A 12,511-nucleotide genomic window follows, 5' to 3' on the forward strand; every position below is an offset into this window, starting at 1 on the left:
TTCTATTGTACATAAATACAATTAGTTTTCATTAAAAATTTTTAAATGACATAAAAATGAAATATATGAAATATATGAAATATATTGTATTATAAAGATGTTTATATTGTATGAAAAGTTCTTGCACGAAAAACAGATGCCTTATAAAAAGGCATCTGTTTAAGAATGATTGTATACAAAAAATAAAGGAAAAAAGATTTAATTTAAATCATAATACTAACAATAGTCGCAGATAGAATGCTTACTAATGTTGCTCCGTATAGGAGTTTCAAACCGAATCTAGCACCGACATTTCCTTGTTCTTCATGTAAATCTTTTACTGCTCCTGAAATAATTCTAATTAGAATTCTAATTTACCAAGACCATTTATTTTACTAAGGAAAAAACCAATTCAGCGAATGATGAATGGTAAAATTTTAAAGTGTTGTAAGATACCAATTAAGACAGAGATAAATACAATTGGCAGTAAAACACTTAAAAAGAAAGACATTTCACCTTTGTTTAATAAGCCACCGAATACAAAGTTTACACCTGCCGCGGCATACTTTAATAACTCATTAAATAAATTTGAAATTGCTGTAATGAGGATGAGGCCAACCTGTGTATTTAATAATAGGAACGTTAAAATTAATTGTACAATAAGCATGATAATAATTGGTTTGAACTTAATGTGCTTTCTATTATTACTTGCTATAAAAGCAAGAAAAAAACGACAATGAGTCCGAGACCAAATGTGAAAAATTTCATAGTAACCCTCTTGATAGGTGACTTTGTATATAGGTTTTTCATTTCAATGGAGAATATACAAGAAAGGGAAAGAGAAGATGAATATTACTGCTGTTCACCACGTTGCCATTATTTGTTCCAATTATGAAGCATCAAAAAAATTCTATACAGAAGTACTTGGTTTTCAAATTCTACGTGAAGTATATCGAGAAGAGAGAGAATCATATAAGCTGGATTTGTGTGTTGGGAATACATATCAAATTGAATTATTTTCATTTCCTACCCCTCCGAAGCGCATAAGCTTTCCCGAAGCAACAGGATTAAGACATTTAGCATTTTCTGTTTCATCTATAGAAGAAGCTGTATCGCATTTACAGAAGCACGGTATACAAACTGAAAGCATTCGAATTGATGAGATAACTGGAAAACGTTTTGTATTTTTTCAAGATCCAGATGGTTTGCCCCTTGAATTATATGAGAAATAAAAATTTGTGAAATTTATACAGGTTTTCTTGTGAGGAAATGAGAGAAAATAAAGAAAGTTAAACTTATCATTGCGGGAGGTGTAACTTTAGCTGCCTACAGCTAAGGGAGATACTTGGAAATAGGGAATTTAATACTAGTTGCAGCTTTAATTACGTTGACGGGCTTTTTTGTTGCAATTGAATTTGCGATTGTTAAAGTACGCAGTAGTCGCATTGATCAACTTGTAGGAGAAAAAAAGCGGGGAGCAGTAGCGGCGAAAAAAGTGATTTCTAATTTAGATGAATATTTGTCAGCGTGCCAGTTTGGGATTACCATTACAGCACTGGGACTGGGGTGGTTAGGTGAACCAACCGTAAAACATGTATTAGAGCCTGTATTGATTACACTTCAAATCTCTCCTCCAATTGCTAATACTGTATCTTTTATTATTGCATTTGCTGTTATTACTTTTTTACATGTTGTAGTTGGAGAATTGGCACCAAAAACATTTGCAATCCAAAAAGCAGAGCAAGTCAGTCTGATGTTTTCAAAGCCACTGATATATTTTTATCGCATTATGTATCCATTTATTTGGACATTAAATCATGCAGCACGTTTTGTGGCAAGTTTATTTGGATTAAAACCTGCTTCTGAATATGAAGTAGCACATTCAGAGGAAGAGCTCCGCCTCATTTTATCAGAGAGTTATGAAAGCGGAGAAATTAACCAAGCAGAGTTTAAATATGTAAATAATATTTTTGAATTTGACAATCGCCTTGCCAAAGAGATTATGGTGCCGCGGACAGAAATTGTTGGATTATATGCGGAAGATTTATTTGAAACACATATTGAAATGATTCGCCAAGAAAAATATACAAGATATCCAGTATTCGGTGAAGATAAAGATGAAGTTATAGGAATGGTGAATGTAAAAGATTTCTTTATCCGTTATATGGATGGAGAAAAGCAAGAAGCAAAATCAATCACGACATATACAAGGCCGGTTATTGAAGTAATGGAAAACATTCCAATACATGATTTGTTATTGAGCATGCAAAAAAAACGTATTCCTTTGGCAATTTTATATGACGAATACGGTGGAACAGCAGGACTTGTTACGCTTGAAGATATTTTAGAAGAAATTGTGGGAGAAATTCGAGATGAATATGATGAAGATGAGCATCCACCTATTCAACATATTAGTGACGATTGTAAAATTGTTGATGGAAAAGTGTTAGTAAGTGAAATTAATGATTTGTTCGGTTTACATTTGAATGAACAAGATGTTGACACAATTGGGGGATGGCTAATGATGCAAGGACAACCAATTGCAGAAGGGGATACGACTGTTGTTGGTGAATGGACATTTACTATTCTTGAAAAAGATATTCATCAAATTAAGCGAGTAGAGATTAAAAAAATGGAGACGAAAGAAAAAGGCTGATGAACGAGTCATCAGCCTTTTGTATTAGAAAATATGGAATGCAGCGTTAAGTTGAAGTAAGCTAATAATGAATAGGAAGATTAAGCTATATTTTATTGTTATTTTAAATAGTTCTGATTCTTTACCAACTATTCCAACTGCCGCGCAAGCTACAGCAACTGATTGTGGTGATACCATTTTTGCCATTGTACCGCCTACTACGTTTAAGGCAACGAGAGTAGAAGGGACGATATCTAATTGAGCGGCTGTAACAGCTTGAAGAGGTGCAAATAGAGAGCCGCTGGATACTACAGAACCAGTTAAGAATACGCCAATCCAACCTAAGATTGGAGAAAGAATAGGGAATGCATCACCAGTAGATGATAAAGCTAATCCAAGAGTTGAAGACATACCAGAATAGTTTGTTACGTATGCTAATGCAATTACGCTACAGATTGTATAAATTGGTGTTTTTAACTCTTTTAATGTTTCAATAGTTAATTCTTTTACTAACTTACCGCTTACATGGAATACAAGTAAAGATACGATAATGGCAAGTACAATCGCAGTAGTTGTTGATGAGAATACATCTAACTTAAAGATTGCTGGAAACGGTGTATTTGCTTTAACGATTGGCGCTGTTTTCATCACGTGATTGTGCAGGCCAGGTACTTGAAGATTCCATACTAAGCTACTTAATGCACCATTTGGAAGGAATAAGGCTTTTACTGCTTTTAAATTAAAAATTGTTACAAATGCAGTTAAGAATACAAATGGTGACCAAGCGTATAAAATTTGTTTCATTGTATAACTATGCTTTTCTTGTTTATTTGCTTTTGCTTTTGTTGAAGATTTTGGTTGCCATACACGTAAGAATAATGCTAATGCGATCATGCTGACTACAGCTGCGAAAATATCAGTAAGTTCTGCACCAAGGAAATATGTTACAACGAATTGAGTAATAGCGAAAGAACCGCCGCTTACAATAATACCTTGCCAAGTTTCTTTAATTCCTTTGAAACCATCAACGATTGCAACAAGTAAGAATGGTAAGACGAAACTAATAAATGGTAAAATCCCAACTGCATGACGACCAACAGTTAATGCGTCAAGTTGTGTTAATTGAGCAGGTACTGTAATTGGAATACCCATTGCACCCATCGCGCCCCCGGCAATGTTAGCAACTAAACATATACCCGCTGCTTTTAATGGATCAAATCCCATACCTACAAGTAATGCTGCTGTAATAGCAACTGGTACACCAAAACCTGCTGCACCTTCTAAGAAAGCACCGAAAGAATAAGCAATCAATAATACTTGAAGACGAGGGTCGCTTGTAATGCTAGAAATGCTATCGCGAATAACGTTAAATTGTTCAGTTTTTACAGTTAGTTTGTAAAGAAAAATTGCTGCGATAACAATTGTACAAATTGGATAAAATCCAGCGGCTACACCGAAGGCAGCGGAGGATACGGCCATAGTTGCTGGCATTTTATAGACAAATATAGAAAGAATGATAGCTAAAATAACACTATAAAATCCAGATACGTATCCTTTCATTTTAAAGATTGTTAAACATAATACGAAAAATAAAATTGGTATTGCGGCTACAAGTGCTGATAGCCAAATATTGTGTAATGGGTCATAAATTTGTGTCCATGTATTCATAATTGCGACATCTCCTATATATAATTTGTGAATAAATTCACAAAAAATGTGAAATATTTCACAATCAAATTACATTTTTAGTATAGTCCCCTTAATCACTATTGTCAACTTGGTAAAGTATAATTATTACATAGAATCTGTAACTGTAAAAATTCCGCTACATTTCATGAAAAAATTGGGAGAAGTAAAGGGATTAATATACAGCAAAAAGTGTATACGGATAGGATATGTTATCTGTTGTTTATATATTCTTGTATAATTTTTAGCTCTCTACTATACATTTCAGAGATGTGCTGAATTAAACATAAGAATCATGAGGGGATACAAAAAATATAACAAAAATGTTGAGAAATTTATTTTTGAAAGCAATGAACAGCCTTGTAGATACTTTGCTTTTTCTCTAAGTCGTATAGTATAATATTCAAACATCAAAAGAGAGTTTTCTCTCTATATAAAGGAGGAATGTGGTTTTTATTATAGGAAGTTATTGGATATAGAATGGAATAACGAATAAGAAATATAAAAATAAAACATGTATAAATATAAAATAAGTAGAAAAAATGAGGGGAAAATATGTATCAAAATCAATTTGATTGTCGTATTTCAGAAGAAGATGTACAAATGTTACGAGCACTAGCTCATCCGCTTCGTCTTCGTCTTGTAATGGAACTAGTGCAGCGTGGAATTTGTAATGTAACACAGTTGCAGGAAGTATTAGAAATTCCACAATCTACAGTATCACAACATTTAACAAAATTAAAGCAGAATAAAGTTGTCCGTTTTGAAAGACGTGGTTTAGAAGTATATTATGAAGTGCACAATGAGAAAGTAAATAAAATTTTAAAAACATTATTTTCTTAAAATTGAAATATTATGCAAAAAATAGGTATGTACTTGTACATACCTATTTTTTTATCCTGCATTAACGCGCAATAAGACCCCTATCTCAAGATTGAGAGGGGAGCAAAGAAGATAGGCGGGGGATAACTGCTGGCATGCGCCCGTTATTCGCAGATAGTGAGACTTTATCTCCAGATTGTTGAGAAATAAAGAGAGAGGCGAGGATAAAATTCATTCAGACACGGCAATATAAAAAAGAATAAGGAGGGAACGATTATGGATATAAAGCGAGTAAAACAAATTTTATCATCATCAAGTAGAATTGACGTTACATATCACGGTGTGCCTGTTTGGATTGAAAGCTGTGATGAGACAAATGGGCTTGCGAATGTGCACGATATAAAAACACCACATGACACAGTACAAGTAGACATCACTGCATTAGAAGAGCATTAAAAAAAGCGGAGAAATTTCTCCGCTTTTTACATTTATTCCATCATATGTGCAATTTTCTTAGAGAACATAAGAAGTATTAAACCTAATACAATAACGATAATACCAATGCTTGAGAATACTTCTAAATAACCTAAAGATTGTGTGTAAGCTGCTAAGATACCAGCTAGCTTGTTTGCACATCCAGTACCAGCCATCCATACGCCCATTAATAAAGAAGCTAACTTTACAGGAGCGATTGCACTTACCATAGATAAACCGATTGGTGATAAGAATAGCTCACCAATTGTATGGAATACATATGTGATAACAATGAACAGTAAGTTTGCTTTTGCAGCAATATGAGCTTCATCACTACCTGTTTTTAAAACTGCTAATGTTAATACAAGGTAACCGATTCCTAATAGAATCATACCAAGTGCCATTTTTGTTGGGATTTTTAAATCGCCATTTTTTGTTTTAGAAAGTTTTACCCATAACGCAGAAACAACTGGTGCTAATAAAACGATAAACAATGGGTTAACAGATTGGAACCAAGAAGTTGGCATTTCCCATCCAAAAATAGTGCGATCAACGAATTTATCTGTATAAAGAGTTAAAGAACTACCTGCTTGTTCGAAGCCTGCCCAGAAGAAGACAACGAAGCAAGTTAAAATAATAATTGCCCAAGTACGGTTTTTCTCTTGTTTTGTTAAAGGTTTTTTCTCGATAACTTTTGCATTGCTATCTTTTGATTTTTTACCAACAACTGTTGTTCCGATATCACCAAGATAACGTTTAGCTAGTAAGTTAAAGAGAACTTGACCAATAATCATACCAATACAAGCAACTAAGAAGCCGTATTTGTATCCTTTTACCATAACGCCGTTAACAGTTGATGTAAAGAAATCTTCTGCCAAGAAACCACAAAGTAACGGTGCAATTAAAGCGCCTAAGTTAATACCCATGTAGAAGATTGTGAAAGCCGAGTCACGGCGTTTATCGTGTTCACCGTAAAGTGAACCTACAAGAGTTGAAATGTTTGGTTTGAAAAATCCATTACCGATAATTAATAATCCTAATCCTAAATAAAGTCCAGTTGATGTATTCATTGAGAAAAGAACAAAGTTACCAATTGCCATAATGATACCACCAATAGTAATTGCGTGGCGTTTTGTGATAAAGTGGTCAGTTAACCACCCACCAATAATTGGCGTGAAATATACGAGCATTGTAAATGTACCATAAAGTTGTACAGCGGCTGCTTTGTCAAACCCTAGCCCTCCGCTAATAACTGCAGTTGTTAAATAAAGAACTAAAAGACTGCGCATTCCATAGTAGCTAAATCTTTCCCACATTTCTGTAAAGAACAACAAATATAATCCCGGAGGATGTTTCTTTGGTGATTGTTGTTCTTCAGCTTTGTCTAACTTTAAAGCTGCATCCATTTTCATTCCTCCTAATCTTGTTCAACGGATATTTATGTAATCATTTTAATTTACAAAATATTTAGAAGTCAATAGAATTATATGGAAATAGAATAAAAAATTTTGTAAATTCTGTGAAAACTGTTTCCGTTATCATATTTTTCCCTTGAAAAATTTAAAATAAGCGTTTTCAAGTGTATTCTTTCTTGTCCGAAAAGAATGTAAAATAATCGCTAATCAGAAAATTTTAACTAAATAAATTTTTCTGATATACTGAACTGTTCTTTTGGATATTTTTTAAATATAACATATTTCGCATAAGAATACAAAATAAAAAACAACTCTTGTATGCTAGAGTTGTTTTTTACTAAGTAATAAATTAAGAGATGGAAACTACCGATTTATACCATTTCAATAAGATGTTTTATCCTTCCATCAGTAGGGATGAAGAGCTCCTACTGATGGAAGTTTCACTTTATTTTACAAAGCGTTTTTCAATGTCATCTAGCATCAAGTTCGCAGCCATTACACCGCCAGCTGTATTCCAAATGACATCGTCAACTTTGTATACTTTGCCATTTTTGGAAGCATTTAAGTTTTTGAATAGAGGATCGTTGATATATTCTTTTTCTAATTCAGAACCTTTCTTTTCATTACCTTTATCATATGTGAAGTAGAAGATAATATCGCCATCCATTGCCGAAATGCGCTCTTTAGATACATTACGTTCTGCAAAGTCATTTTTATTTTGATCACCAGGACGTTTGAAACCAAGTTCTTTTAAAATAACACCAGAGAATGTATCTCCGTGATAAATACGTACATCACCAGGCATAAAGCGCACCATAGAAATTTCTTGATTTACTTTATCTCCAAGTTTACCTTTTAAGTCTTTTATACGTTTGTCGTAATCAGCTAGTACCTTTTGACCTTCTTTTTCTTTATTTACTGTTTTTGCATAAAGTTTGAAGTTATCTTTCCATTCACCGCGTAGTGTTTCTGAGAAAACAGTAGGAGCAATACCTTTTAATTGCTCGTATATTTTTTCGTGACGCAGTTTGTTACCAATGATTAAGTCGGGTTTTAAAGAAGCGATTGCTTCTACATTGGGTTGAAGCTCGGTACCGACAGTTTTTACATTTTTCAGTTTGTCCTTCGTATGTGGATACCATGGGTTACCGGTAGGTGCTTCAGCAGCACCGACTGGTGTTACACCAAGGGTAAGTAAAGCTTCTGTTCCTTCATTTGTTAAAACAACGACACGCTTTGGATTAGCAGGAACTTCTGTTTTACCCATTGCATGTTCTACAGTAATCATTTCTTTCTTTTCTTCTTTTTTAGGCTCAGCTTTGTTATCTGATTTCCCACATGCCCCTAAAAGAAGGGTAAATGATAACACGAATACAAATAATGCAAATGATTTTTGCTTGATGAAATTCATTATGTAGCCCCCTAGATATTGAGAATGTTTTTCAATTAACAAGGTTGATATTAAGGTGTTACAAATAGATTGTCAATAGGTTCAATTGAAAATAATTATTACTATCATTGACGATGCGAATTAAGTTACAATACACTAACAACGTATCATTATGTATTAAAGGAGAAACGCTGCATGTTATTAAAAACAAATCAGGCAAAATGGGTTGGATTATTTGGTGGAATCATTGCAGTTATTGCTTGTATTTGGGGGAGTATTATTTTGGGATATACAAATACAAGTGGGAAATTAGCATTGGATGCTTTTTTCCATTTTAATGGTTCGAATGAACATATTATTATTCAAAACATACGTTTACCTCGTGCGCTTATTGCTGCTAGTGTCGGTGCTAGTTTAGCCATCGCTGGTTGCTTTATGCAAACTTTAACAAAAAATCCACTCGCTGCTCCGGATTTTATCGGATTAAACTCAGGTGCTGCCTTTTTCATTGTTGTAGCGATTGTTGTTTTTTCGATTTCATCTTTGTCAGCGTTTACGTGGATTGCCTTTTTAGGTGCAGCAGTTGCTGCCGCGCTTGTATTTGCTTCTAGTTCTTTAGGAAAAGAAGGGACAACTCCTCTTAAGTTAACATTGGCAGGGGTAGCGATAAGTGCTTTATTCTCTTCTTTAACACAGGGACTGCTTGTATTAAATGAAAAAGCATTAGAAGAAGTATTGTTTTGGCTTGCTGGTTCTGTACAAGGTAGAAAGTTAGAAGTATTACAATCTGTATTTCCATATTTATTAGTTGGCTGGATTGCTTCTCTCCTGATGGCAGGGAAAGTGAATACGCTCATGATGGGAGAAGATGTAGCAAAAGGGCTAGGACAACGAACAGTGATAATGAAGGCACTTGTACTGCTTATTATTGTTTTATTGTCAGGTGGATCTGTTGCTGTTGCAGGACCAATTGGATTTGTTGGAATTATTATCCCTCATTTTGCAAGAGCTCTTGTCGGTGTAGATCATCGTTGGAGAGTTCCGTATAGTGGATTGTTAGGTGCCATTTTGTTATTACTTGCAGATATTGCTGCGAGATATGTGATTATGCCACAAGAAGTACCAGTAGGGGTTATGACAGCATTTATTGGTGCACCATTCTTTATTTATATCGCACGTAAGAGAGGGCTTAGCAAATGAAGAAGTACATTCCGTTTCGTATAGGAAAAGACGGTCTCTCGTTTTTAATGTATAAACGAGCTTGTCTCGTCTTGTTAGGTTTATTAGTTGTTTTAATCGGATTATTTTTTGCAAGTGCGGGTATGGGAGAGATGAAAGTAGCTCCATATGATGTATGGCAAGCAATTATCGGAAACGGTGATGCAATGTCTAATATGGTTGTAAATAAGTTTCGTATGCCACGTATTCTAATTGCAATTCTCGTAGGAATAGCTCTTGCTGTAGCCGGATGTATTTTACAAGGGCTCGTTCGAAACCCGCTTGCTTCTCCTGACATTATTGGCATTACGGGCGGGGCAAGTGTAGCGGTTGTATTATTCCTAGCTATATTTAGTGATAAAAATAATGCATTAACAGTAAGTATCCATTATATGCCACTTGCGGCCTTTATTGGGGCAACCATCGTTGCATTTTTTGTATATTTATTTGCGTGGAGAAATGATGGATTATCGCCGACTGGTCTTGTTTTAATTGGTGTTGGGTTTTGGGCACTAACGAAAGCAGCGACAACATTATTCATGCTGCTAGCACCAATCTATCAAGCGAGCCAAGCCAATGTGTGGATTACCGGTACTGTTTACGGAGCTTCCTGGCAAAACGTAGGGGTGTTAGCACCTTGGGTTCTTATTTTAACAGTGGTTGCATTTATAGCTGCGAGACATTTAAATGCACAAGAACTTGGTGATGATATTGCTACTGGACTTGGTATTCGTCTAACGAAATCACGTCTTTTCCTCTTGCTCCTTAGTACAGCGTTAATTGGAGGAGCGGTTGCCTTTGCAGGTGGAATCGGATTTGTTGGTTTAATGGCACCACATATTTCAAGAAGGTTAGTAGGTTCTTTATATGGTGCGTTAATTCCAGTAGCAGCTGTTGTAGGTGCGATTTTAGTACTTGCTGCAGATTTAATTGGGCGCACAATCTTTGCTCCGCTTGAAGTGCCAGCAGGTGTATTTACATCAGCAATCGGTGCTCCATATTTTATTTATTTACTTTATAAAAGTCGAAATTCATAAAGGTAAAGAAAAAATATATAGATGATTTACTATCTATTAAAAAACGGAGTAAAGGAAGATAAACATGCAAAAAGCATTAGAAACAAAATCATTAACGTTGTCTTATGGTGAAACAATTATTATTGATGAATTAGATTTAGAAATTCCAAAAGGGAAAATTTCGATTTTTATCGGTTCAAATGGCTGTGGGAAGTCTACTTTATTACGTTCACTTGCACGTTTATTAAAACCAACATCTGGGGATATTTTATTAGGAGATCAAGTTATTCAAAATATGCAAACGAAGCAAATTGCTCGCCAGCTTGCAATTTTGCCACAAGGCCCGCAAGCGCCAGAAGGAGTAACTGTTCTTCAGCTTGTTAAACAAGGACGTTATCCATATCAAACATGGTTAAAGCAATGGTCAAAGCAAGATGAAGAAATGATATGGAAAGCATTAGCTGCAACGGGGATGACTGAATTTGCAGAACGAGATGTTCATGCCCTTTCTGGTGGACAACGTCAGCGTGCATGGATTGCAATGACACTTGCTCAGGATACAGATATCATTTTATTAGACGAGCCAACAACATATTTAGATATGACACATCAAATTGAAGTGCTTGATTTATTATTTGAGTTAAATGAGAATGAGCAACGGACAATCATAATGGTGCTGCATGATTTAAATTTAGCTTGTCGTTATGCAGATCATATTGTAGCAATTCGTGATAAACAAATTTATGCACAAGGCAAACCAGAAGATATTATTAATGATAAGCTTGTACGTGATGTTTTTCGCATGAATTGTGAAATTATAACAGACCCGTTATTCGGTACACCGCTTTGTATCCCGCAAGGAAAGGGAAGACGTATACTTCCGCAAGCGGTTAATTAAAAGGGAAAATATATAAAAGGCGATGCATCAACATCGCCTTTTTATTTTGTACACGAAAATAATAGAAACAGGGGGATACGCAGCCTACGTGTATATTCTTCCTCACTTTGAAAATGCTGCAACTCCGGTGTTGCTTCGCGTAAACTAGTAATCGTAAAACCAGCTTTCTGTAAAGATATGAAATATTGTTCAATTGTCCGGTGGTATTTAATCACTTGTTCATTAATCCATGGCTCAACACGTTTGCCAGTTTTAAAATAATCATCAACAAGCCAGCTTGTTCTTTTTCCAGTACTTTGTAAGCTTTCAAATGCAGAAGTGATAACTGGGTGCTGAACACTAAAAGCAAAAGTCCCGCCAGGTTTTAACGTTTGAAAAATCTGTCTGAGAGTATCATCAATATGTTCAATGTAGTGAAGGACAAGTCTAGATGTAACGATATCAAAAGTAGAAGATGGGTATGTATAGTCTTTGAGGTTTAAAAGATGGACAATTCCATTTGTATGTTGTAATTGCTTCTTAGCTTCTTCATACATGCGATGGGAGCCTTCAATTCCGGTATAAGATTGACAGCCTTTCTGTAATAGTTCTACTCCAAGTTGTGCATCACCGCAGCCAAGATCAAGAATACTTTTATCTTTTATATGGCCGAGTAATTGTAAGAGAGCAGGCTTTTCAATCGTGTCGTTTGGGTTATCAGTTCGATGCCTACGTTTCATGTATTGTTCAAAAAATAAGTCCTCATTGTAAACGTCAGATTCTGTATAAGACATTGTATCCACTCCTTGAAAGCGTTTTTTTAATTCTATCAAAATCTAAATAATAATAATAGATTTCCGTCATTAGATAAGATATAATCAGTAGATGTAAGCGTTTACTTTAAGCTATTTTCCTATAACAATTTTTAAAAACGTGTTAAGCTAATAAAGGGAGTATTATGGTAATACTTTCTTTATATGAACGATAGGGAGGTTTCAC

The 12,511-nt window shown here is 34.9% G+C and carries 11 protein-coding genes and 1 pseudogene; 7 read left to right on the forward strand and 5 right to left on the reverse strand.

Annotation, left to right across the window (positions count from 1 at the left end; all coding sequences use genetic code 11):
- Positions 1-394: 394 nt before the first annotated feature.
- A pseudogene (locus ACIGHG_RS15950) lies at positions 395-742 on the reverse strand (Na+ dependent nucleoside transporter N-terminal domain-containing protein); the annotation flags it as partial.
- An 82-nt stretch (positions 743-824) separates the two neighbouring features.
- Between ACIGHG_RS15950 and gloA2 the strand changes: the two are divergent.
- Both gloA2 and ACIGHG_RS15960 read left to right on the forward strand, forming a co-directional pair.
- Positions 825-1,211, forward strand: a complete 387-nt coding sequence (gene gloA2, locus ACIGHG_RS15955; protein ID WP_090917565.1) for an SMU1112c/YaeR family gloxylase I-like metalloprotein — start codon at positions 825-827, stop codon at positions 1,209-1,211.
- 113 nt (positions 1,212-1,324) lie between these two features.
- Complete coding sequence (locus ACIGHG_RS15960) at positions 1,325-2,635, forward strand: hemolysin family protein (protein WP_090917563.1); 1,311 nt, start codon at positions 1,325-1,327, stop codon at positions 2,633-2,635.
- 24 nt (positions 2,636-2,659) lie between these two features.
- Here the strand turns inward: ACIGHG_RS15960 and ACIGHG_RS15965 are convergent, their stop codons facing one another.
- Positions 2,660-4,282 carry a lactate permease LctP family transporter gene (locus ACIGHG_RS15965; protein WP_396549368.1) on the reverse strand — a complete coding sequence of 541 codons (1,623 nt, stop codon included), beginning with the start codon at positions 4,280-4,282 and terminating at the stop codon, positions 2,660-2,662.
- Positions 4,283-4,855: 573 nt separating this feature from the next.
- Here ACIGHG_RS15965 and ACIGHG_RS15970 point away from each other — a divergent pair.
- Both ACIGHG_RS15970 and ACIGHG_RS15975 read left to right on the forward strand, forming a co-directional pair.
- Positions 4,856-5,143: an ArsR/SmtB family transcription factor gene (locus ACIGHG_RS15970; RefSeq protein ID WP_090917559.1), complete on the forward strand. Its 288-nt coding sequence runs from the start codon at positions 4,856-4,858 to the stop codon at positions 5,141-5,143.
- A 255-nt stretch (positions 5,144-5,398) separates the two neighbouring features.
- Positions 5,399-5,578, forward strand: a complete 180-nt coding sequence (locus ACIGHG_RS15975; protein WP_336473700.1) for an acid-soluble spore protein H — start codon at positions 5,399-5,401, stop codon at positions 5,576-5,578.
- A 32-nt stretch (positions 5,579-5,610) separates the two neighbouring features.
- Here ACIGHG_RS15975 and ACIGHG_RS15980 read toward each other — a convergent pair whose 3' ends face one another.
- Together ACIGHG_RS15980 and ACIGHG_RS15985 are read right to left on the reverse strand one after the other, a co-directional pair.
- Positions 5,611-7,002, reverse strand: coding sequence for a peptide MFS transporter (locus tag ACIGHG_RS15980; protein WP_336473701.1), 1,392 nt, complete (start codon positions 7,000-7,002; stop codon positions 5,611-5,613).
- Positions 7,003-7,456: 454 nt separating this feature from the next.
- Positions 7,457-8,422, reverse strand: a complete 966-nt coding sequence (locus ACIGHG_RS15985) for an ABC transporter substrate-binding protein (RefSeq protein ID WP_336473702.1) — start codon at positions 8,420-8,422, stop codon at positions 7,457-7,459.
- Between the two features lie 174 nt (positions 8,423-8,596).
- On the opposite strand from ACIGHG_RS15985, the gene ACIGHG_RS15990 reads away from it, so the two are divergent.
- From ACIGHG_RS15990 to ACIGHG_RS16000, 3 genes are all read left to right on the forward strand, one after another.
- Positions 8,597-9,601, forward strand: a complete 1,005-nt coding sequence (locus ACIGHG_RS15990) for a FecCD family ABC transporter permease (RefSeq protein WP_336473703.1) — start codon at positions 8,597-8,599, stop codon at positions 9,599-9,601.
- Positions 9,598-10,656 (forward strand): FecCD family ABC transporter permease, encoded by a 1,059-nt coding sequence (locus tag ACIGHG_RS15995; RefSeq protein ID WP_336473704.1) that lies wholly within the window; start codon positions 9,598-9,600, stop codon positions 10,654-10,656. The genes ACIGHG_RS15990 and ACIGHG_RS15995 overlap by 4 nt, the downstream gene beginning before the upstream one ends.
- A 64-nt stretch (positions 10,657-10,720) precedes the next feature.
- Positions 10,721-11,533 (forward strand): ABC transporter ATP-binding protein, encoded by an 813-nt coding sequence (locus tag ACIGHG_RS16000; RefSeq protein ID WP_090917547.1) that lies wholly within the window; start codon positions 10,721-10,723, stop codon positions 11,531-11,533.
- A 41-nt stretch (positions 11,534-11,574) separates the two neighbouring features.
- Here ACIGHG_RS16000 and ACIGHG_RS16005 read toward each other — a convergent pair whose 3' ends face one another.
- The gene (locus tag ACIGHG_RS16005; protein ID WP_396549372.1) at positions 11,575-12,306 is read right to left on the reverse strand and encodes a class I SAM-dependent DNA methyltransferase; all 732 of its coding nucleotides are present in this window, start codon (positions 12,304-12,306) and stop codon (positions 11,575-11,577) included.
- Positions 12,307-12,511 lie beyond the last annotated feature (205 nt).

Source organism: Bacillus sp. NPDC077411 (genome assembly GCF_044543425.1).
GTDB lineage: Bacteria > Bacillota > Bacilli > Bacillales > Bacillaceae_G > Bacillus_A > Bacillus_A bruguierae.

Coding starts and splice junctions, on each gene's coding strand:
- gloA2 (WP_090917565.1), top strand. CDS start 825: ATGAATATTACTGCTGTTCACCACGTTGCCATTATTTGTTCCAATTAT.
- ACIGHG_RS15965 (WP_396549368.1), bottom strand. CDS start 4,282: ATGAATACATGGACACAAATTTATGACCCATTACACAATATTTGGCTA.
- ACIGHG_RS15970 (WP_090917559.1), top strand. CDS start 4,856: ATGTATCAAAATCAATTTGATTGTCGTATTTCAGAAGAAGATGTACAA.
- ACIGHG_RS15975 (WP_336473700.1), top strand. CDS start 5,399: ATGGATATAAAGCGAGTAAAACAAATTTTATCATCATCAAGTAGAATT.
- ACIGHG_RS15980 (WP_336473701.1), bottom strand. CDS start 7,002: ATGGATGCAGCTTTAAAGTTAGACAAAGCTGAAGAACAACAATCACCA.
- ACIGHG_RS15985 (WP_336473702.1), bottom strand. CDS start 8,422: ATGAATTTCATCAAGCAAAAATCATTTGCATTATTTGTATTCGTGTTA.
- ACIGHG_RS15990 (WP_336473703.1), top strand. CDS start 8,597: ATGTTATTAAAAACAAATCAGGCAAAATGGGTTGGATTATTTGGTGGA.
- ACIGHG_RS15995 (WP_336473704.1), top strand. CDS start 9,598: ATGAAGAAGTACATTCCGTTTCGTATAGGAAAAGACGGTCTCTCGTTT.
- ACIGHG_RS16000 (WP_090917547.1), top strand. CDS start 10,721: ATGCAAAAAGCATTAGAAACAAAATCATTAACGTTGTCTTATGGTGAA.
- ACIGHG_RS16005 (WP_396549372.1), bottom strand. CDS start 12,306: ATGTCTTATACAGAATCTGACGTTTACAATGAGGACTTATTTTTTGAA.